Below are 21,647 nucleotides of genomic sequence, written 5' to 3' on the forward strand. Positions count from 1 at the left end.
CGACCCCATGCGACGCGTCCTCGGCATCCTCCTCACTGCGACCCTTGCATTCAGCGCCTGTTCGCCTGCCTCCGAAGCGCCCTCGGACACCACACCGTCGACGACGACCTCGGTGGCTCCGGCGCCGGCCACACCCCACGTCGGGGTGCAGCTGTTCCAGTGGAACTGGAAGTCGGTCGCCCGCGAGTGCACCGACGTGCTAGGCCCCGGCAAGTTCAGCTTCGTGCTCCTCTCCCCCGCCCAGGAACACATCGAAGGTGAGCAGTGGTGGACCTCCTACCAGCCGGTGAGCTACCGGATCGAGTCCAAGCTGGGCACCCGCACCGAGTTCCAACAGATGGTGACGGACTGCCACGAAGTCGGGGTCAAGGTGATCGCCGACGCGGTCATCAACCACATGGCCGGCATCGACGGCGGCACCGGCGTCGCCGGCAGCGCGTTCACGCACTACGACTACCCCGGGCTCTACACCGAGGCGGACTTCCACGACTGCGCCACACCCTCAGGCGACATCGAGAACTACCTCGACCAGCAGGAGATCCAGGAGTGCGAGCTCAGTAACCTCGCGGACCTCCGGACGGGAGAGCCCGCGGTCCAGCAGAAGATCTCGGCCTACCTCGACGACCTCCTGAGCCTCGGCGTCGACGGCTTCCGCATCGACGCCGCCAAGCACCTTCCCGCCCGCGACGTGCGGGCCATCGTCGACTCCCTCGACGGCGACCCCCTCATCATCTCGGAGGTCATCCGCGGCTCCGGCGAACCCATCCAGCCGGAGGACTACCTCGACGCCGGCTCGGTGTTCGCGTTCCAGTTCGCCAAGGACATCGCCGGCATCGTCCCCGGCGGCGCCGTCCACCGGGCCCTCGAGGTCCGCGACGGCGAGGTGCCGGCCGAGCAGGCGTACACGTTCGTCACCAACCACGACACCGAACGCAACCGCCAGACGCTGTCCTACAAGGACCCGGAGAAGTACCACCTGGCCAACATCCTGCTGCTGGCGGTGCCGTACGGCACCCCGGTGCTCTACAGCGGGTACGCCTTCACGGACCGCGACGCCGGCGCGCCCCAGTCCGACGGCGTGGTCACCGACACCGAGTGCGCCCAGCCGACGCCCACGGACAAGCCCGAACCGGGCACCTGGCTCTGTCTCCACCGCAGCTACGCGGGGCTGGTGGAGTGGGCCGCCGTCGTGGGCGATGCAGAACCGGAGAACCTGTGGCAGGAGGGCTACGCCGTCGCCTTCGACCGCGGTGACCTCGGCCTGATCGCGATCAACGGGAACTCCACCAAGGCCATCGAGCCGGAGCTGACCACCAACCTCCCCGACGGCACGTACTGCGACGCTCTGGTTCCCGAGAACTGCACCTTCGAGGTGAAGGACGGGAAGGTCAAGGTCACCGTGGAACCCATGACCGCCGTCGCGCTGCACGCCTAGACTCGGCGCCATGTTCTCCTCGCCTGCGCCCCTCGTCCTCGGAGGCCGGCGCTTCGATGCGTCCCGCCCAGCCGTCATGGGCATCATCAACCGCAACAGCGATTCCTTCTACACCGCAGCCCGCTACGCCGACACCACCGCAGCCGTCGAACGCGCCAAGCAGATGATCGACGAGGGCGTGGACATCATCGACATCGGCGGCGTCCGTGCGGGTCAGGAAGGCGAGTGGGTCACCGGCACCGAGGAGATCCAGCGCGTGCTACCGGTGCTCGAGGCGCTGCGTGCACTCCCGGTGCTCACCTCCGTCGACACCTGGCGCACCGAGGTCGCCCAGGCGTGCGCCGGCCTGGTGGACCTCATCAACGACACCTGGGCGGGGGCCGACGCCGACCTCGTCCACGTCGCCGCCGAGACCGGCGCCGGGTACGTCATCTCCCATACGGGCGGGCTCCCGCCGCGCACGGATCCCACCAGCGTCGACTACGGCCCCGGCGACGCCGTCGTCGAGCACGTCCTGGACGGTTTGCGGGAGGGCGCACGTCGCGCGGAAGAGGCGGGGCTTCCCCGGGAGCGCATCCTCATCGACCCCACGCTCGACTTCGGCAAGACGACGCTCAACTCGCTGGCACTGGTGGCCAACACCCACCGCATCGTCGCCCTGGGCTACCCCGTCCTCCAGGCGATCTCCCGGAAGGACTTCGTGGGCGAGACCCTCGACCTGCCCGCCGACGAACGCCTCGAAGGCACGCTGGCGGCAACCGCAATCTCGGCCTGGCAAGGGGCGACGGTGTTCCGCGCGCACGACGTGCGGGCCACCCGGCGGGTGCTGGACATGGTGGCCTCCATCCGCGGGGACCGCGCCCCGGTCCGCGCCGACCGGGGACGCTGAGCCACTGGCGCCGCATCCGGAGGGAGAATTTTGCCACATCCCTCCGCAGCTGCGCCGATCCGGCAGAAAAATCCCTGCAATTTTAGCCGCACCGATTCTCGTTCAATCTCTGGCCTCGGGTTATGAGTGAAAAGCGCTGGTCTACGGTTTGAGTTGTGGGTTTCACCCCCTAGAAAGACGGAGAGCTATGAGCGATCAAGCCACCAGTGCGGCCGATCTCAGCCTGGCCGCGGACTTCGATACTCCTTCCCAGGCGGACTGGGAGAAGGAGGTCCTGAAGGTCCTCAACCGCAGGCGCCCCGAAGGGACGGAGCTGAACATTGAACAGGCGTACAAGCGTCTGACCAGCACCACCGTCGACGGCCTGACCATCAAGCCGCTGTACGTGAAGAGCGACGGCACGGACGACCTGGGCTTCCCCGGCGTCGCCCCGTTCGTGCGTGGCACGACCGTGCGAGACGGAAGCATGGATGCCTGGCACGTCGCCCAGCTCCACGAGGACCCCGACGCGGCGGAGACCCGCCGCTTCATCTTGCAGGACCTGGAGCGCGGTGGCACCGCCGTCTACCTCCGCGTCGACCCCGACGCGATCCAGCCTGAAGACCTCTCAGCCGTGCTCTCCGACGTCCTCCTGGACCTCGCGCCGGTCTACCTCACCTCGAAGACCCAACAACTGGAGGCGGCCAGGGCGCTGGCCGCCGTGTTCGAGGCGTCCGACAAGGACAACTCCTCCTTCACCGGTAACTTCGGCATCGATCCCATCGGTGCGGCCGCCCTGGCCGGCACCGAACCCGACCTCAGCGTCCTCAAGGACGCCGTCGACCTGGCCGAGCCGTTCCCCGGCGTGCGCCCGGTGGTCGTGGACGCCACCATCTACCACAATGCCGGCGCCGGCGACGTGCACGAGCTGGCCTATGCGGCCGCGGTGGGCGTCGAGTACGTCCGCGCGCTGACCGACGCCGGGCTCACCGTCGACGATGCCTTCGACGCCATCCTCTTCCGCGTCTCCGCCACCACGGACCAGTTCGCGACCATCTCGCGGCTGCGGGCCCTCCGCGGCGTGTGGAACCGCGTCGGCGAGGTGCTCGGCGTTACCGACACCAAGCGCGGAGCCGTCCAGCACGCCGTCACGTCGGAGCGTCAACTGTCCCGCGACGACGCCTACGTCAACCTGCTGCGCGGCACCATGTCGTCGTTCGCGGCGGCTGTCGGTGGCGCCGAGGTGCAGACGGTCCAGCCGTTCGACACCGCATGGGGCCTCCCGTCGGAGTTCTCCCGCCGGACCGCCCGCAACACGCAGATCCTCCTCGCCGAGGAATCCAACGTGGGCCGCGTCAACGACCCGGCCGGCGGCGCCTGGTTCGTCGAGTCGATGACCCGCCAGATGAGCGAGAAGGCCTGGGCAGTCTTCCAGGCGCTCGAGGCCGACGGCTTCGCCAAGGCCCTGGCCGATGGCACGGTGGCGGCGCAGCTCGACGAGCTCAACGCGTCCCGCAAGAAGCTGCTCGCCACCCGCAAGCTCCCGCTGACCGGTGTGTCGATGTTCCCCAACCACGCGGAGAAGCCGGTCGAGGCCAAGCCCCGCCCTGCCGCCCCCGAGTTGGGCGGACTGAAGCTGGTGCGCGACTCGCAGGACTTCGAGAACCTCCGCGACCGCGCCAACAAGGCCCGCGCAGCGGGCAACGCCCCGAAGGTCCTGTTGGCCTGCCTGGGCCAGCGTCGCGACTTCGGCGCCCGCGAAGGCTTCACCGGCAACCTGTTCCACGTCGGCGGCATCGACACGCCGCTGGCCGAGGGCAGCTCGCCGGAGGACTTCGCGCGTCAGTTGAAGGAGCAGGGCACCACCGTTGCGGTGCTGTGTTCCTCCGCCAAGGTCTACGCCGATCAGGGTGTCGCCGTCGCTGAGGCCCTCCGGGCCGCCGGCGCGCAGACAGTGCTCGTCGCAGGACAGATCAAGGAGCTGGGCGAGGGCGGAGAGACCGCCGTCGACGGCAACGTGTTCGACGGCATGAACGTGGTCGAGCTGCTCACCACCACCCTCGACCAGTTGGGAGCTGAGAAGTGACTATCCCCCGCTTTACCGATATCGACTTCGCGTCGGCCGTGCCGGCCAACGCGGAGGAGACCTTTGACGCGATCAACCACGAGGTCGGCCACTCCGCCGGATGGCAGACGCCGGAGCACATCCTGGTGCCGCCGCTGTTCCGCGGCGCGGACCTGGACCAGCTCGACTTCCTCGAGACCGCGCCGGGCATCCCGCCGTTCCTGCGCGGGCCCTACGCCACGATGTACGTCAACCAGCCCTGGACCGTGCGCCAGTACGCGGGCTTCTCCACCGCTGAGGAGTCCAACGCCTTCTACCGCCGCAACCTCGCGGCCGGCCAGAAGGGCCTGTCCATCGCGTTCGACCTCGCCACCCACCGTGGCTACGACTCCGACCACCCGCGCGTGGCCGGCGACGTGGGCATGGCCGGTGTCGCCGTCGACTCGATCCTCGACATGCGGCAGCTGTTCGACGGCATCCCGCTGGACCAGATGTCGGTGTCGATGACGATGAACGGTGCGGTGCTTCCCGTGCTGGCGCTGTACGTCGTCGCCGCCGAGGAGCAGGGCGTCAAGCCCGAGCAGCTGGCCGGAACCATTCAGAACGACATTCTGAAGGAGTTCATGGTCCGCAACACCTACATCTACCCGCCGTCGCCGTCGATGCAGATCATCGCCGACATCTTCGCCTACACCTCCAACAACATGCCGCGGTTCAACTCGATCTCCATTTCGGGTTACCACATGCAGGAGGCCGGCGCGACGGCCGACATCGAGATGGCCTACACCCTGGCCGACGGCGTGGAGTACATCCGCGCCGGCGAATCGGTGGGCCTCAACGTGGACCAGTTCGCACCCCGCCTGTCCTTCTTCTGGGCGGTGGGCATGAACTTCTTCATGGAGGTCGCCAAGATGCGCGCCGCCCGCATGCTGTGGGCGCGTCTGGTGCGCGACTTCGGGCCGAAGAACCCGAAGTCGATGTCCCTGCGGACGCACTCGCAGACCTCCGGCTGGTCGCTGACCGCGCAGGACGTGTACAACAACGTGGGCCGCACCTGCATCGAGGCCATGGCCGCGACGCAGGGCCACACCCAGTCGCTGCACACCAACGCGCTCGACGAGGCCATCGCGCTGCCGACGGACTTCTCCGCCCGCATCGCCCGCAACACCCAGCTGTTCCTCCAGCAGGAATCCAAGACCACCCAGACGGTCGACCCGTGGGCCGGCTCCGCGTACGTCGAGAAGCTCACCGAGCAGCTCGCGCGTCGCGCCTGGGAACGGATCCAGGAGGTGGAGCAGGCCGGCGGTATGGCCAAGGCCATCGAGCAGGGCATCCCGAAGATGCGCATCGAGGAGGCGGCTGCCCGCACCCAGGCGCGCATCGACTCCGGCCGCCAGCCGGTCATCGGCGTCAACAAGTACAACCTCGACACCGAGGACGCGCTTGAGGTGCTGAAGGTCGACAACCGTGCGGTGCGTGGTGCGCAGATCGCCAAGCTCGAGCAGCTACGCGCCGAGCGCGACGAGACTGTCACGCAGGAGATGCTGGAGCGCCTCACCTGGGTCGCAGCCAACCCGGATTCGACGGACCCTGATCGCAACCTGCTGAAGGTGGCGATCGACGCGGCCCGCGCCAAGGCGTCGCTGGGCGAGATCTCCGACGCGCTGGAGAAGGTTTACGGGCGCTACACCGCGCAGATCCGTACGATCTCTGGTGTGTACAGCAAGGAAACCGGCAACAACGAGGCGGTGGAGAAGGCGCGCGCCCTGGTCGAGGAGTTCGAGACCAAGGAAGGCCGACGCCCGCGCATCCTCATCGCGAAGATGGGCCAGGACGGCCACGACCGTGGCCAGAAGGTCATCGCCACCGCCTATGCCGATCTCGGCATGGACGTCGACGTAGGCCCGCTGTTCCAGACCCCCGAGGAGACCGCACGCCAGGCCGTCGAGTCCGACGTCCACGTGGTGGGCGCCTCCTCGCTGGCAGCCGGCCACCTCACCCTGGTGCCTGAGCTGCGCAAGGAGCTGGACAAGCTCGGCCGCAGCGACATCATGGTGGTCGTCGGTGGCGTGATCCCCGCGCAGGACTTCGACGAGCTCCGCGAAAGCGGCGCCGACGCGATCTACCCGCCCGGCACGATCATCCCCGAGGCAGCGATCGACCTGCTGACGAAGCTGAACGAGCGCCTCGCAGACTGAGCACAGCGAACCCCCCGAGCACCACGCTCGGGGGGTTTCGTGCTGCCTGGACGACTACGTGCGCAGCAGCCAGGCGACCTCGTTGAGCAACAGCTGCCGACGCGACGCAGACTCGTAGGACAACTCGTCGTGGCCCAGGCCGTCGAAGACCACCTGGCCACGGACCGCCCAGCCCATCACCTCGTCGCGTCCCTCCAGCGTGTGCTGAACCAACGGCGTGACACCCTCGTCGATGTCGAGGCGTGAGTACTTCTCGTCGAACACCTCGACGGCGTCCAGACCCGCCCACACCGGGTGCGTCTCGGCGCCGGCGGCCGGTTCGAACGTCGCGTCGGAGATCTCCGGGTGCCACGAGTCCGGTCCCCAGTTCCCGCCGACGGCCGCCCGCCACTTCGGCTGCTGCCGGAAGGCTCCGTTGGAGGTGTGGATGCTGAGCGCACGTCCGCCTGCGTCCAGGTATTCCCCCAGCGCGCCGAGGTCGTCGTCGAACTCTGCCGACGGCGACTCCGGCTCGTCGGCGATCCCGCCGCCGGCGTTGACGACCAGCAGGTCGAAGGAGGCCAGGTCGAGCATCGAGCCGGCGACGGTCTCGCGCACCTCGACCGCGTGGCCGGCGTCCCGCAGCACCTCAGCGACCGCCGGCGTTGTCCGCTCGAACGGGTGCCAGGGGTCCGCGTACGGACCCACGCCGCTCAACACCAGAATCCTGCCCATGGAGATCCTCTCCCGCGTTTGTTCGACGCCGCCACTTTATCGCCGCGTTCTTCACCGCACTCAGAACCCGGCCGAACGGCGGCCGCTACGCTGAGCCCATGACCACAGTGCTCGTCACCGGCGGTGCGGGATTCATCGGCAGCAACTTCGTGCACTGGGTCATCCAGCACACAGATGCCTCCGTCGTGGTCCTCGATGCCCTCACCTACGCCGGCAATCCCGCCAGCCTCGCCGGGCTGCCCCCGCACCGGTTCGAGCTGGTCACGGGCTCCATCACCGCCCCCGGGCTGGTCAACGACCTGGTCGAGGCCAGCGACGCCGTCGTCCATTTCGCAGCGGAATCCCACAACGACAACTCGCTGGAAGGTCCCGGCGCGTTCATCGACACCAACATCGTGGGCACCTACCACGTGCTGCAGGCCGTACGCCTGTTCAACAAGCGGCTGCACCACATCTCCACCGACGAGGTGTTCGGGGACCTGCCCCTGGGATCGGCGGAGCGGTTCACTCCGGAGAGCGCGTACCGGCCGTCGTCGCCCTATTCGGCCTCCAAGGCCGCCAGCGACCACCTGGTTCGCGCCTGGGTGCGGTCCTTCGGTGTGGAGGCGACGGTGTCCACGTCGTCGAACAACTACGGCCCCCGCCAGCACGTGGAGAAATTCATCGCCCGCCAGGTCACCAACCTCATCACCGGCCACCGGCCCAAGCTCTACGGGTCCGGCGACCACGTGCGCGACTGGCTGCACGTCGACGACCACAACTCGGCCGTCTGGGCCGTCCTGACGAAGGGCCGGGTGGGCGAGACGTACCTCATCGGTGCCAACAACGAGAAGAGCAACCGCGAAGTGGTGGAGCTCATCCTGCAACTCATGGGCCACGCCCCCGACTGGTACGACCACGTGACAGACCGCCCCGGCCACGATCTGCGCTACGCGATCGACGCAGGCAAGCTCCGCGACGAACTGGGTTGGGAGCCGCGGTACACGGACTTCGCCGAGGGGCTCGACGACACCATCACCTGGTACGAGGACAACGAAGCGTGGTGGCGGCCCATGAAAGAGGCCACCGAGGAGCGCTACGCCGCCCGCAACCAGTAGCGGCGCCTCACCAGCTGCTGCCGCTGGTGCCGCCGCCTCCGCCGCCGCCGCTGCTGCCCGACGAGAAGCCGGAGGATCCCCCCGAGCTACCACTCGACGCGGGCGGCGCGGAGGCGCTGGTGACCTCGCGGCTGAAGCGGCTCATCTCCCTGTCAAAATCCGCGAACGACGCGGAGCCCACCCAGAACGACGTGTCGACCTCGTCGATCCTGCCCTGCGCGGCCCACTCGCGGCACACGGCGGTCCACCTCTCCGTGAGTCCCAACACCACCGCCCAGGGCAGGTAGCGGCGGTAGATGTCGCGGTCCGCCTCGAAGTTGAGCTGCTTGGCCTCGGCGGTGTTGATGTACTTCCGGAAGCCCTCCAGCTGGTCGCGGAGCGCGGTGCCGTCCGCCGACAGGATCGCCTTGGGCAGCAGCCTCTTCCCGAGGATCGCGCCCGCCACGCCGCCGATGAACAGCCCCAGCCCGATGCGGAAGCCGCCGTCGGGCAGCGGATTGTCCACGAGCAGTGCGTACGCGGTGAACAGCACCGCCGGCAACAACGGCAGGAAGAACACCAGCAGCCCCCGCTTGGTGGGCGCATAGGGCTGGAACCATCCCGACGTCGCAATCTCGTGCTCGGCGGCCTCCTCCATGATCTGGCGCATCTGCCGGGCATTCTTGGCCGGCAACTTCTCCCGGCTGTCCGTCGCGTGGAGGAGCACCCGCCACTCCGTTCCTGAGGCTCCCTCGCCGGAGCCGTCGACGCGCTGCACCATGAGCGGCTTCGAGTCGAGCACCACCAGGTTCCGCACCGCCAGCTGCACCAGCGTGGCGGCCAGGTGCACGGGCTTGAACTGGCGGTCCAGCAGCAGGCCCGCCTGGCGCGGCTGGATCTCCGGTGGGTGGAAGCGGACCGGGACGTCCTCGTTGCGTCGCACAGCGCGGACGACGCCGGGCGCGCCGACGAGGCCGGGCGCCACCGTCGCGTACCTCTCATCGCGGCGACGTCCGACCAGCGCGGCCGCAGCCCCCGCCGCGATCACCGCGCCCCCGCCGCCCAGGCCGAGCAGCGTGCCGGCGGTGCGGCGCTCGTTCCGGGCGGCGTCGAGGCTGGGCTCCAGCGGCACGGTCGAGGTGAAGGCAGCGGCCGGCAGCGCGAAGTCGGTGACCAGCGGCGGGTACTCGTTGCCGAGCAGGTCGAGGCCGGCTGTCACCGTGGCGCCGTCGACCTGCGCAGGGAACTCGCAGGGCCGGCCGGGGCCCTCCCGGTAGTAGCTCAGGTCTAGGCAGGCGGTCCCCTCGGGGGCGGCCGGGAGGCGCCACACGGCGGTGGCGCCGCTGAGGTCGTACGTGCCGCTGTGGACGATGGGCACGCGGAGGCGGGCGGTGTCGCCCTCGACGGCGACCGCCCCGGCGATCCGGTACGAGAGGTGGAAGGTCCTGAGCACCTGCTGGGCGCCCGGGTTGTCGGCCCGGAACGTGAGCCAGCCCACGAGCGTGCTCTGCGCCGAATCCGAGCGCCAGACCTCGGGGGTCACCTCCCCCCCCCCTGTTCGTCCCGGATGCGCACGTCGGAGATGTCGATGACCTGGTCGAGGTCCTCAGACCACGGCGCCCTGACCACGAAGTCCAGCTGGATCCGCTCCGAGGCGTCGGCGGGGAACATGAACTCGAGGCGCTGCTGCACCTCGGCGGAGCCGTCGGGGAGCACCTCCACGGTGCTGTACAGCCCACGCAGTTCGTGGCCGATGAGACGCTTCGGCTCCAGCACCGGTTCCGCGCGGGTCACGGACCCGGGTGGGAGCTCGGCCACCACGCTGGTCACGCCCCGCCCACCGTCGTGCGAGAAGCTGGCCACCCCGTCGTCGACGGCGGACTGGCACTCCTCGCTACCGACGAGGCACCGCGCCCGCGCGACACCCTCGGGGCCGGTGACCGTCGCCGTGAACTTCCGCACCTGCGGGAGGTCCGGGCTGTTGACGTCCCAGAACAGTTGGGGCGCACCCTCGAAGGTGCGCAGCGCACCGGCCATCGTGTACTCGACGACGTAGGTGGCGTCCCTGGTGCCGAGCTCGACGTCGGGGTCGCCGATGCGCAGGCTCACCGCCTCGGTGGAACCTGCACCCCGCGTCGTCTGGGTGAAGCCGGCGGGGGCCCCGCTGGGGCTCGACACGGAGACGTCGGTGATGTCGTAGAGCACGTCCTGGCTGTAGTCCTGATCCCATGGTTCGCGGGTGGCGAAGTCGAGGATGATGCCGTGGCGGTCCTTCACCGGGAAGTGCCACTGGACCTCGTAGCGGACGTCGACGGTGCCGTCGCGCTGGATGTCGTAGGTGACGTCGAGATGGCTGATGTATTCGTCATCGGCCCAGGCGGGGGTCGCCCAGAGCATCGGGAGGCAGACGAGAGTCAGCACGGCCAGCATGCGTCCGAGGCGTTTCATGGGGGTGACGGTAACAAAGGGCGGGTTCGCGGCACAGCCACCGGGGCCCCGATCCCCGGAGGCACCCGGAAGCGGGAAAACCCCACGCGATAGGGTCAGCATCATGCGCAAGGTGAGTGTCGAAGATCTGGCTCAGGGCATCGTCGAAGGGTCCCGCGGGCACATCGCGCGGGCGATCACGCTCGTCGAGTCACTCAAGCCCGCGCACCGCGAACAGGCCCATGAACTGCTGCAGAAGATCGCGCCCCTGACAGGTCGTGCGTTCCGCGTCGGCATCTCCGGCGTACCCGGCGCCGGGAAGTCGACGTTCATCAACGCCATGGGCGTCAAACTCATCGAGGAGCGGGAGCACAAGGTGGCGGTGCTGGCGGTGGACCCGTCGTCGTCGCGCACCGGCGGCTCCATCCTGGGCGACCGCACCCGGATGGCGGAGCTGGCCCAGCACGACAACACCTTCATCCGGCCCTCGCCCTCGGCCGGGCACCTGGGCGGCGTCGCGCGGGCCACCCGCGAATCGATGCTGGTGCTCGAGGCCGCCGGCTACGACGTGGTGCTGGTCGAGACGGTGGGCGTGGGGCAGAGCGAGGTGGCCGTGCACGGCATGGTCGACACCTTCCTCATGCTGCAGGTGGCGCGCACCGGAGACCAGTTGCAGGGCATCAAGCGCGGCATCCTGGAGCTGGCCGACGTGATCGCCATCACGAAGGCCGACGGCGACAACGAGCAGGCGGCGAGGGTCGCCGCGCGGGAACTCAGCATCGCGATGAAGCTCATCACCAGCGACAACGAGAAGCGCCGGGCTCCGGTGCTGACCTGTTCGTCGTACACCGGGGAAGGCCTGGACACGCTCTGGGACGCGGTGGTCGCGCACCGCAACGAACTGGAGGAGGAGGGCTCGCTGCAGGCGCGGCGCCTCGACCAACAGCGCGACTGGCTGTGGAACATGGTGCGCGACGAGCTGATGGAATCGCTGCGCACCTCGCCCGAGGTGCGGGCGGTGGCAGACCGCGTGGAATCGCGGATCGCCCACGAGTCGCTGTCCGCCCTGGAGGGGTCTGCGGCCATCCTGCGGGCCTTCAGCCAGCACATCGACACGTTCCCCTGGGCCCGTCCCACCGGCTCGTGACCCGAACCACCGGGGGCCACCACCGCGGGGCAGGAATGAAGCGGGCGTCAGCAAACACCCTGCGTGAATCGAAGTGGCCTCATCCCTGAGGGTAGACTGCGCGGGTACCGTTGCGTCCGGACGACTCGGGAAGGAGGCGCATGGGAGTCTTCGACAAGGCTGAGAAGCGGATCGAATCCGCCGTTGGCAAGGTCTTCGCACGGGCCTTCAAGGGCTATGTGCACCCCGTCGAGATCGTCGCGGGGATCCAGCGTGAGCTGGACGCCGAAGCCAAGCTCCTCTCCCGCGACAAGCGCCTGGTGCCCAACGCCTTCACCATCGGCCTGTCCCAGGGCGACTACGACAGGCTCGCGCCCTACTCCAAGACCCTCAACGCCGAGATCCTGCCCTCCATCCGCGACCATGCGGCAGACAGACAGTACGTCTTCAACGGCCCCATCTCCATCGACTACGAACTGGACACGTCCCTGCCGACGGGCCAGTTCACCGTCGCCTCCGAAGCCATCGCGCCGGAGACCCGCAAGGAATCGCCGCGCCCCGGCCGCCTCGTACTGGAGGTCAACGGCGTGCGCCACCCCCTGATCGCCCCCGGCATCCTCATCGGTCGCGGGAACGAGGCGGACCTGCGCCTCAACGACCCAGGAGTCTCCCGCCGCCACGCGCTCATCAGCGTCGCCGGAGACCCGCAGCACCCCGTCATCACCATCGAAGACCTGGGTTCCACCAACGGCGTGCACGTCAACGGCAGCCGCATCAGTAAGACGAGGATCGGAGAAGGCACCCGCATCGAGATCGGGAACACCAGAATGTTGGTCCACACGCCTTCGGAGACCTGAGTGTCGGATCTCGTGATCGCGGCGATCAAGATCGCCTTCCTCGGCCTGCTCTGGCTGTTCATCCTCTTCGTGGCCAACGTGGTGCGCACGGACATGTTCGGCCGTCGCGTGCCCGTGTCCTCGCTGAGCGCCATCCCCGCAGACCGGGGCCGCGGCAAGAACCGCTCCAAGCTGCCCACCCGCTTCGCGGTCACGGCCGGCCCGCAGCAGGGCGCCTCCGTGCCGGTGGAGCCCACGATCAACCTCGGGCGGGCCGCGGATTCCACGCTGCTGCTCGACGACGACTACGCCTCCGCCCGGCACGCGCAACTGGTGCAGAAGGACGCCACCACGTGGGTGATCTCGGATCTGCAGTCCACCAACGGCACCTATGTCAATGGCAAGCTCGTCACTGAGCCCACCAGGGTCACCGTCGGCGATGTGGTGCGCATCGGCAAGACCCTCATGCGACTGGAGATCTAGTGACCTTCAGCCTCCGCTTCACCGCCCACTCAGAGGTCGGCCGCATCCGGAAGAACAACCAGGACGCCGGCTACGCCTCCCCCACCATGCTGCTGGTGGCAGACGGCATGGGCGGCGCGGCAGCAGGGGACCTGGCTTCCGCCGTGGCCTCCACGGAGGCGGCCCGCTCAGACGTGCACGACGAGGTGCGCGCGGCGGACGGTGAGGAGCTCCTCTCGCGGATCGCCGGCATGATCGCCCGGTCCAACACCAAACTCACAGACCTCATCGAATCCAACCTCGAACTCGACGGCATGGGCACCACTTTCTGCGGCGCCCTGTTCAACGGGACAGAGTTCGGACTGGCCCACATCGGCGACTCCCGCGGCTACCTCCTCCGCGAAGGCACCCTCACCCAGCTGACGCACGACCACTCCTGGGTGCAGTCGCTGATCGACGAGGGCAAGATCACGCCCGAACAGGCGGCCACCCACCCCCACCGCTCCCTCATCCTCAAGGTGCTCAACGGGCAGGTGCACTTCGAACCGGACCTCATGGTGCACGAGGCGCAGCTGGGTGACCGCCTCATGTTCTGTTCCGACGGGCTCAGCGGCCTCGTCGACGACGACGTCATCGAGGAGGTGCTGCGAGGCCAGGACCTCAACGACGCGGTGGCCACGCTGGCCCGTTTCGCCAACGACAACGGCGGCCACGACAACATCACCATCGTCCTGGGCGAGGTCGTCGAGGCCGATCCGGAACTCGACGCCACCCCGGCCCTGCTGGTGGGCTCCGCCGTCGAGGTGGAGATCCCCCGCACCGGCGGCCCCGCGGCGCTGCACACTGGTCACGGCTACCCCACCACGCCGTCGGACGTGCAGGTGGAGCACGACGCCGAAGAGGCCGCCCGCTACGCGCCCACGGAGGACAAGCCCCGCTGGCCGGGCATCATCGCCACCTTCCTCGCGATCGCGCTGGTGGTGGCCGGCGGCTGGTGGGCCACCTCCTCGTACGTCTCCAGCCGGTACTTCGTCTCGGCCGACGACGGGCAGGTCGCCGTCTTCAACGGCGTGCCCGGCAACGTGCTGGGCGTCGAGCTGCACAACCTGGTGGAACGCACCGACATCCCGGTGGACAACCTTCCGCGCTTCTTCCGCGGCGAGGTCGAGGCGTCCATCACGGTGGGCTCCGTCGAGGCGGCGGAACGCACCGTCGGGACCCTGCGGGAACTGGCGGACAACTGCGTCGCCATCCGCGAGGAGCGTCGCCAGGAGCGCGAGAACCCTCCCGCGTCCCCATCTCCTGAGCCGCAGGAATCGGCATCGCCAGGGCCGGCCGATGAGTCGCCTGAGCCGGTAGAAGAGGGACCGGGCCTGCCCGGGGACCCGCTGCAGACCACGTCGCCCGGGTCGCCGATCACCGCGCACGTCCCCCCGCTGCTGGCGCCCCACACCCCTGAACCCCTGGAGACGCCCACCCTCGGCGAGGAGTTGGCCACGCTGGAGCCGGCCCCGGGCGAAGAGGCCGACCTGGAGGACTGCTGATGTCCGCGCAGGCGCAGGTGATGCCCCAGGTGGCGGATGAGGTCATCGTCTACAAGAAGCGGCGCAACGTCGAGCTGCTGCTGCTCGTGCTGGCGCAGAGCTTCGGGTTCGCCGGCTGGGTCATCACCAACCTCAACCTCTACGGTGAGCTGCCCACCACCATGCCGTTGACGGCCGCGCTCTGGTACGGCCTCGGGCTGGCGACGCACCTGGTGGTGCGCTTCAAGCTGCCCTACGCAGACCCCGTGATCCTGCCCACGGTCTTCCTCCTCAACGGCCTCGGCCTGGCCATGATCTACCGCATCGACCAGATCCCTGAGCCGGTCCGCACGGATTCGACGATGCAGCTCGTCTGGACGACACTCGGGCTGGTGCTCTTCGCGCTGGTCGTCTTCCTGCTGCGCGACCACCGCCGCCTCCAGCGCTACCCGTACCTGCTGTTCATCGGCGGCCTGATCCTGCTGCTGCTGCCGCTGGCGCCGTTCATCGGCCACGCGTCGGGCGGCGCGCGGATCTGGATCCGCGTGTTCGGCTACTCGTTCCAGCCGGCCGAGATCGCCAAGATCATGCTGGCCATCGCGTTCGCCGCCTACTTCTACGAGAAGCGCGACCTCCTGGCCCTGGCCGGCAAGCGCTTCCTCGGCATCGACTTCCCGCGCGCCAGAGACCTCGGCCCCATCGCCGTGATGTGGCTCGCGTCGCTGGCCGTCATGGTGTTCCAGAACGACCTGGGCACCTCACTGCTGTTCTTCGGCCTGTTCACCGTGATGATCTACATCGCGACGGAGCGGCCGGCGTGGCCGATCATCGCCGGGCTCGCGTTCGTCGCCGCCGGCATCGCGGCCTACAACTTCACCAGCCACGTGCCGCGCCGCGTCAACGCGTGGCTGGACCCGTTCTCCGACTACGACCGGAACCTCCAGATCATCTCCGCCCAGTTCGGCCTGGGCTGGGGCGGGCTGTTCGGCCGCGGCTGGGGGCTCGGCCGCCCCGGGCTCACCCCGCTGGCGAAGTCGGACATGATCGCCGCCGCCATCGGCGAGGAACTGGGCGTGGTCGGCCTGATGGCCGTCATCCTGGCCTACGCGCTCCTGATCGCCCGCGGCTTCAAGACCGCCGTGACCTCGCCGGACGGTTTCGGAAAGATGCTCGCCGCCGGCCTCAGCTTCGTGTTCGCGCTGCAGGTCTTCGTCATCATCGGAGGCGTCACGCGCCTGCTGCCGCTGACCGGTCTCACCACGCCGTTCATGTCGCAGGGCGGCTCGTCGCTGATCGCCAACTGGATCATCATCGGCATCCTGATGGTCATCTCGCACCGGAGCCGGCAGCCCCAGGCCGCCACTGCGGCGCCGCAGGATGTCGCCCAGCTCGAGGCCTCGTCCCTCGACGACGCGACGGCGGTGATCCACCGGTGAACGGACCCATTCGCAAGGTCGCCTCCTTCGTGGCACTCCTGCTGGCCGCGCTGTTGGTCAACCTCACCTGGATCTCCGTGGTGCGGACGGACTCGCTCAACGAGGACGGCCGCAACCGCCGTGTCCGCGACGCGGAGTTCTCCCGCAACCGCGGCACCATCCTGGTGGGCAACACGCCCATCGCGCAGTCGGTGGAGCGCTCCGGCCGGTTCCCCTACGTGCGCACCTACCCCGCCCCTGAGCTGTGGAGCTCGGTGACCGGGTGGTACTCCTACGACTACGCCCGTTCCGGGCTCGAGCAGAGCTACAACCAGCAACTCGCCGGCACGTCGACGTCACAGGCGGCGAGCCGGGTGGTCGACATCCTCAGCGGCAGGCAGGGGCGCGGCGCGAACCTGTCCACCACGCTGAACCCCGCCGCCCAGGCGGCGGCGGTGGCCGCGCTCGGCAACCAGCGCGGCGCCGTCGTCGCCATGGACTACACCACCGGCGCCATCCTGGCCCTGGTCTCCACGCCCACCTACGACCCCAACAGCCTCGCGACGGTGGACCTCGCCGCGGAGCGCGACGCCTGGTCAGCACTGCTCAACGCCCCCGAGGAACCGCTGAAGAACCGGGCAACGCGCGAGGTCTACCCCCCGGGGTCGACCTTTAAGCTGATCACCGCGGCGGCCGCCCTCGAGGACGGCATGGTGCCCTCAACGGAGGTCGACGCGCCCGCGTCGCTGCGGCTTCCCAACTCCTCGCGGTCGATGGGCAACTCCACCAACTGCGGCGGCACCACGGTCACCCTCGAGCAGGCCATGAAGACGTCGTGCAACACCGCCTTCGGCAACATCGGGCTGGAGCTGGGCGCCGAGAAGATGATCGAGATGGCGGAGAAGTTCGGGTTCAACCAGGACCAGACCATCGACATCTCGGCAGCCACCTCCCGCTTCCCCACGGAGATTGACGAGGCCCAGACCGCGCTGACCGCCATCGGCCAGTTCGACGTGGCCGCCTCCCCGCTACAGATCGTGCAGGTGGCGGCCGCCATCGCCAACGGCGGGGAGATGATGCGCCCCCACCTGGTCTCCACCGTCACCAACCGCGACCTCACCGTGCTCACCGCCACCCAGCCGTCGTCGCTGGGCCGCCCCATCTCGGAGTCCACGGCGCAGCACCTGCGCGACATGATGGTGGCCACCGTGGAGGACGGCACCGGGCGGCCCGCGCAGATCGACGGCGTCGTCGTGGGCGGCAAGACGGGCACCGCCCAGACGTCCCCGGACCGCCCGCCGTACGCCTGGTTCGTGGGGTACGCCGAAGACCCGAAGGTCGCCGTCGTGTCGTTCATCGAGAACGCCGACGTGGAGCGCGACGACATCTCCGGCGGCCGCCTGGCCGCCCCCATCTTCAAGGCTGTTGTGGAGGCCCTGCGGTGAACTTCTCAGACTTCTCTCATGTGCATGCTTCAAGATGGTGCGTGACAAACCGAAAGGACCGGGTGCGATGACAGAGCGAGGAGCCCTGCTCGGCAACCGCTACGAACTCGATCAAGTCATTGGTCGAGGTGGCATGGCCGAGGTGTGGCGCGCGCGGGACGTGCGGCTGGAACGTGACGTCGCGATCAAGCGGCTACGCGTCGACCTGGCCAGCGACCCGACGTTCCAGGCCCGGTTCCGTCGGGAGGCCCAGTCGGCCGCGGGGCTGAACCACCCCAACATCGTCGCCGTCTACGACACCGGCGAGCAGCTCGACACCATCTCGAACGTGTCGGTGCCCTACATCGTGATGGAACTCGTGGAGGGCGTCACGCTGCGTGACGTGCTGCGCGGAGGGCGCAAACTCGTACCCGAGCGCGCGTTGGAGTTCACCGCCGGCGTGCTGGACGCACTGGCGTACTCGCACCGCGCCGGGATCATCCACCGCGACATCAAGCCGGCCAACGTCATGATGACGTCCAACGGCACCGTCAAGGTGATGGACTTCGGCATCGCGCGCGCCGTGGCGGACACGTCTGCCACCATGACGCAGACCGCCGCCGTGATCGGCACCGCCCAGTACCTGTCGCCGGAGCAGGCGCGCGGCGAGAAGGTCGACAACCGCTCCGACATCTACTCCGTCGGTTGCCTCCTCTACGAACTGCTGACCTCGCAGCCGTTGTTCAAGGGCGACTCGCCGGTGAGCGTCGCCTACCAGCACGTCCGCGAACAGCCCGTCCCACCGTCGCAGATCGACCCTGAAGTCACGCCGGAGATGGACGCCATCGTCCTGAAGTCGCTGTCGAAGGACCCGAGGGACCGGTACCAGGACGCCTCGGAGATGCGCGAGGACATCCTGCGCTCCCTCAGCGGCCAGCCGGTGTTGGCCGCCGCTCCAGCGGACGTGCCCACGCAGGTGATCCCCTCTGACCCCATGACGACGACCGCCCGCCGCGGCGTGATGCCCGCAGACCCCACCGTCGCCTCCACGAACTCGGCGGTGGCGCCACCGCCGATGGTGCCCATCGAGCACCTCGCCGACGAAGAGGACGAGCCCCGCTCCCGCACCGGCATGATCGTGCTGGCCGTCGTGGGCGGGCTCGTGGTCATCGGCCTGATCATCGGCCTCCTGATGCTGCTCAACCCGCCCGGCCCCACGGAGACCACGCCGTCGCCCACGCCGTCGGTGTCGCTCTCGCCGTCGCCGTCGCCCAGTACCGAGTCGCCCACGCCCAGCCCGTCCCCCTCGCCGTCGGAGAGCCCGACGGTGGAACTGGCGCTCATGCCGGACGTGATCGGCATGAACCGCGCCCAGGCGGAGAACGTGGTACGCAACGCCGAACTCCAGCCCGTCGTCGAGGAGCGCCCCGGCACCGCCGACGACCGTGGACAGGTCGTGGAGACCGACCCTGTCGCCGATGTGGAACTGGAACCCGGCTCCGAGGTGACGCTGTTCGTGTCCACCGGCGTCGAGACCCGCACCATCCCGGAGACGGTCACGGGTATCAACTACGACGCCGCCGTGGACCTGCTGACCGCCAGCGGTTTCACCAACATCCAGGAGGCCGTGCAGGCCGATCCCAGGGAGGAGGGCCCGCAGGCCAACCTGGGCGACGTCATCAAGACCGAACCGGCCCCGGGCACCGCAGTCGCCATCGACACGCCCATCACGCTGTATGTGGCGACGGGCAACTCGATCGTTCCGCGCCTGACCGGCCTGAACCAGGCCGACGCCACCGCCGCCGCCGCGGAACGTGGCTTCACCATCACAGTGGTGGAGGAGGAGTCGACTGCGCAGGTGCCCGGAGTCGTCTTCGAGCAGGAGGCCGTGTGGGATGAGCCGTGGCCGCGGAACCAGCCCTTCGAGGTGAAGGTCGCCAAGGCCCCCGCCTCGGAGCCCCCGGCAGCCTCCAGCCCGGCGGCATCACCGACGCCGTAGCCGGCCGCACCCGATAGACGTCCGCCAGATGCAGGTACCCCCCTCGAAAAGAGGGGGGTCACCCCACCTGGTGGACGTTTACCGTTCTCCTGCCGTGGGTACGTGCCGGTGGAGAGGCGGGGCCACACCGCGCCCGCGGTGGCACAATGGCTCAGTGGCCCGCATCCTCGTCATCGACAATTACGATTCGTTCGTCTACAACATCGTGTCCTACCTCGCCCAGATCGGCGCGGAGGTCGAGGTGTGGCGCAACGACGACCCCCGCTTCGCGGACGAGCGCTGGCACGAGAGCTTCGACGGCATCCTGATCTCCCCCGGCCCCGGCACGCCTGAAGCCGCCGGCGTCTGCATCGACGTGGTGCGCACCCTCAGCGGCGTGAAGCCCATCTTCGGCGTCTGCCTGGGCCTGCAGGCGATCGGCGTCGCGTTCGGCGGCGTCGTGGACCGAGCGCCCGAGCAGCTCCACGGCAAGACTTCACCCGTGTTCCATGAGGGCACGGGCGTGTTCAAGGGGCTGCCCTCGCCCGTCACCACCACCCGCTACCACTCGCTGGCCATCATGGAGGACTCGGTTCCAGAGGTCCTGGAGGTCACCGCGCGGACCGAGAGCGGCGTCATCATGGCGGTGCGGCACCGCGAGCTCGCCGTCGAGGCCGTGCAGTTCCACCCGGAGTCGGTCCTCACCGAAGGCGGTTACCAGATGCTGGCCAACTGGCTCACGGAGTGCGGCGACACCGACGCCCCCGCCCGCGCCGCGGGGCTCTCGCCCCTGGTCACGGCGGACCTGAGCCGCTGACCAAGAGCACGCGGAAGCCGCCCGGATCCTGACGGATCCGGGCGGCTTCTCCCATTCAGTCGAGCGGCCACGACGCGCGGTCGGCTCTCACGAGTCTGGTCAGGCCAGGTTGTCCTCGAAGAGCTTCATGCGGTCAGCGTCGTTGGCGAAGACCTCGGCGGCGTTGGCCTTGGTGACGACGACGGGGTCGAGCTGGTAGATGTCGACGTCCTTGGTGCCGTTGTTCTCCTGGGTATCGGCGGCAGGGAGGCCTGCTCCCGACTGGAGGGCCGTGATCAGCTCGACCGTCTTGGCGACCAACGCGTCAGTCGGCTTGGCGACGGTGGAGTACTGCTCGCCCTTGGCGATGGAGACGATCGACTCGTTCTCGGCGTCCAGTCCGTCGACCACCGGGATCCTCGACTGACCGGCCTGCTTCACCGAGGTCAGGATGGCGCGGGCGATGCCGTCATTCGGCGAGAGGACGCCGTGGATCTCCTTGTCGGAGTAGAAGCCTGAGAGCAGGGAATCCATGCGCGACTGTGCCTTGGCGTTGTCCCAGTCCTGCGTGGCGACCTGGGTGAAGTCGGTCTGGCCGGACACGACGACGAGCGTCCCGTCGTCGATCTTGGGCTGCAGCACGCTCATGGCGCCCTTGAAGAAGTTCGGGGCGTTGGGATCGGCCGGGCCGCCGCCGAAGAGTTCGATGTTGTAAGGGCCGGGGCCCGTGGCCTCCAAGCCTTCGAGGAGCGACTCGCCCTGCAGTTCACCCGTGCGGACCGAGCCGAACTGCACGACCGCGTCGACGGCGTCGGTGTTCTCGATGAGCCGGTCGTAGCCGATGACGGCGACTCCAGCGTCGTGTGCCTTGGTCAGCACGGAGCCCAGTTGGGTGCCGTCGACCGGGCCGACGACGATGACCTTGGCACCCTGCTCGATGAGGGCCTCGATCTGCTGCTGCTGTTGCGGCACCTTCTGGTCGGCGCTCTGGATGAGGGGCGTGAACCCGGCCTCCGTGAGCTGCGCCTCGAACATGGTCTCGGCTTCCTTCCAGTTCTGGGTGCCCAGCCACGGGAGGGCCACGCCGATGGTGGCGTCGGCCGGGAAGCCGCCCTCGGTGCCGGCGGTGCTGGCCTCACCGGCGGCCGGGGTGGTGCCGTCGCCGGCCGCCGTGGCGTCGCCGCCCCGTCCGCCGCCGCAGGCCGTCAGGCTGAGGGAGGAGATCAGAAGTGCTGCCACGACTGCGGCTGTGCGCTTCAACTTCATGGTGGTGTTCCTTTCGGAGATTTTGGGCAGCATCGCCC

At 68.9% G+C, this 21,647-nt stretch carries 17 protein-coding genes; 13 read left to right on the forward strand and 4 right to left on the reverse strand.

The features are described 5' to 3' along the window. Positions 1-7: 7 nt before the first annotated feature. From ACX1DX_RS08890 to scpA, 4 genes are all read left to right on the forward strand, one after another. Positions 8-1,435, forward strand: a complete 1,428-nt coding sequence (locus ACX1DX_RS08890; protein WP_459396309.1) for an alpha-amylase — start codon at positions 8-10, stop codon at positions 1,433-1,435. Positions 1,436-1,445: 10 nt separating this feature from the next. Continuing rightward, positions 1,446-2,324 (forward strand): dihydropteroate synthase, encoded by an 879-nt coding sequence (folP, locus tag ACX1DX_RS08895; protein WP_459396310.1) that lies wholly within the window; start codon positions 1,446-1,448, stop codon positions 2,322-2,324. A 187-nt stretch (positions 2,325-2,511) separates the two neighbouring features. Further along, positions 2,512-4,389 (forward strand): methylmalonyl-CoA mutase small subunit, encoded by a 1,878-nt coding sequence (gene mutA, locus ACX1DX_RS08900; RefSeq protein WP_459396311.1) that lies wholly within the window; start codon positions 2,512-2,514, stop codon positions 4,387-4,389. Beyond that, complete coding sequence (gene scpA / locus ACX1DX_RS08905; RefSeq protein WP_182764179.1) at positions 4,386-6,566, forward strand: methylmalonyl-CoA mutase; 2,181 nt, start codon at positions 4,386-4,388, stop codon at positions 6,564-6,566. The genes mutA and scpA overlap by 4 nt, the downstream gene beginning before the upstream one ends. A 54-nt stretch (positions 6,567-6,620) precedes the next feature. Here scpA and ACX1DX_RS08910 read toward each other — a convergent pair whose 3' ends face one another. Then, complete coding sequence (locus tag ACX1DX_RS08910; protein ID WP_459396312.1) at positions 6,621-7,280, reverse strand: ThuA domain-containing protein; 660 nt, start codon at positions 7,278-7,280, stop codon at positions 6,621-6,623. A gap of 98 nt (positions 7,281-7,378) precedes the next feature. Here ACX1DX_RS08910 and rfbB point away from each other — a divergent pair, with 98 nt between their 5' ends. After that, a complete protein-coding gene (gene rfbB / locus ACX1DX_RS08915) occupies positions 7,379-8,377 on the forward strand; it encodes a dTDP-glucose 4,6-dehydratase (protein ID WP_459396313.1) in 999 nt (332 codons plus the stop codon). Between the two features lie 7 nt (positions 8,378-8,384). Here the strand turns inward: rfbB and ACX1DX_RS08920 are convergent, their stop codons facing one another. Together ACX1DX_RS08920 and ACX1DX_RS08925 are read right to left on the reverse strand one after the other, a co-directional pair. Further along, on the reverse strand, positions 8,385-9,899 hold the full coding sequence (locus tag ACX1DX_RS08920) for a DUF2207 family protein (RefSeq protein WP_459396314.1): 1,515 nt from the start codon (positions 9,897-9,899) through the stop codon (positions 8,385-8,387). Then, positions 9,896-10,804 carry a DUF2207 domain-containing protein gene (locus ACX1DX_RS08925; RefSeq protein ID WP_459396315.1) on the reverse strand — a complete coding sequence of 303 codons (909 nt, stop codon included), beginning with the start codon at positions 10,802-10,804 and terminating at the stop codon, positions 9,896-9,898. The genes ACX1DX_RS08920 and ACX1DX_RS08925 overlap by 4 nt, the downstream gene beginning before the upstream one ends. A gap of 103 nt (positions 10,805-10,907) precedes the next feature. On the opposite strand from ACX1DX_RS08925, the gene meaB reads away from it, so the two are divergent. From meaB to ACX1DX_RS08965, 8 genes are all read left to right on the forward strand, one after another. Further along, positions 10,908-11,930 (forward strand): methylmalonyl Co-A mutase-associated GTPase MeaB, encoded by a 1,023-nt coding sequence (gene meaB / locus ACX1DX_RS08930; RefSeq protein ID WP_076061278.1) that lies wholly within the window; start codon positions 10,908-10,910, stop codon positions 11,928-11,930. Between the two features lie 140 nt (positions 11,931-12,070). Then, entirely contained in the window at positions 12,071-12,766 is a 696-nt protein-coding gene (locus ACX1DX_RS08935; RefSeq protein WP_182764184.1) for an FHA domain-containing protein, read from the forward strand. After that, positions 12,767-13,228, forward strand: coding sequence for an FHA domain-containing protein FhaB/FipA (locus tag ACX1DX_RS08940; RefSeq protein ID WP_459396316.1), 462 nt, complete (start codon positions 12,767-12,769; stop codon positions 13,226-13,228). Then, positions 13,228-14,751 carry a PP2C family protein-serine/threonine phosphatase gene (locus ACX1DX_RS08945; RefSeq protein WP_459396317.1) on the forward strand — a complete coding sequence of 508 codons (1,524 nt, stop codon included), beginning with the start codon at positions 13,228-13,230 and terminating at the stop codon, positions 14,749-14,751. Before ACX1DX_RS08940 ends, ACX1DX_RS08945 begins: the two co-directional genes overlap by 1 nt. After that, the gene (locus tag ACX1DX_RS08950) at positions 14,751-16,166 is read left to right on the forward strand and encodes an FtsW/RodA/SpoVE family cell cycle protein (RefSeq protein WP_459396318.1); all 1,416 of its coding nucleotides are present in this window, start codon (positions 14,751-14,753) and stop codon (positions 16,164-16,166) included. The genes ACX1DX_RS08945 and ACX1DX_RS08950 overlap by 1 nt, the downstream gene beginning before the upstream one ends. Further along, a complete protein-coding gene (locus ACX1DX_RS08955) occupies positions 16,163-17,590 on the forward strand; it encodes a peptidoglycan D,D-transpeptidase FtsI family protein (RefSeq protein WP_182764187.1) in 1,428 nt (475 codons plus the stop codon). Before ACX1DX_RS08950 ends, ACX1DX_RS08955 begins: the two co-directional genes overlap by 4 nt. 67 nt (positions 17,591-17,657) lie before the next feature. Beyond that, the gene (gene pknB, locus ACX1DX_RS08960; RefSeq protein WP_459396319.1) at positions 17,658-19,568 is read left to right on the forward strand and encodes a Stk1 family PASTA domain-containing Ser/Thr kinase; all 1,911 of its coding nucleotides are present in this window, start codon (positions 17,658-17,660) and stop codon (positions 19,566-19,568) included. Between the two features lie 154 nt (positions 19,569-19,722). Beyond that, the gene (locus ACX1DX_RS08965; RefSeq protein WP_245244011.1) at positions 19,723-20,364 is read left to right on the forward strand and encodes an aminodeoxychorismate/anthranilate synthase component II; all 642 of its coding nucleotides are present in this window, start codon (positions 19,723-19,725) and stop codon (positions 20,362-20,364) included. 99 nt (positions 20,365-20,463) lie between these two features. Here ACX1DX_RS08965 and ACX1DX_RS08970 read toward each other — a convergent pair whose 3' ends face one another. Then, the gene (locus tag ACX1DX_RS08970) at positions 20,464-21,609 is read right to left on the reverse strand and encodes a substrate-binding domain-containing protein (RefSeq protein ID WP_459396320.1); all 1,146 of its coding nucleotides are present in this window, start codon (positions 21,607-21,609) and stop codon (positions 20,464-20,466) included. Positions 21,610-21,647 lie beyond the last annotated feature (38 nt).

Source organism: Tessaracoccus zhenghani (assembly GCF_054552775.1).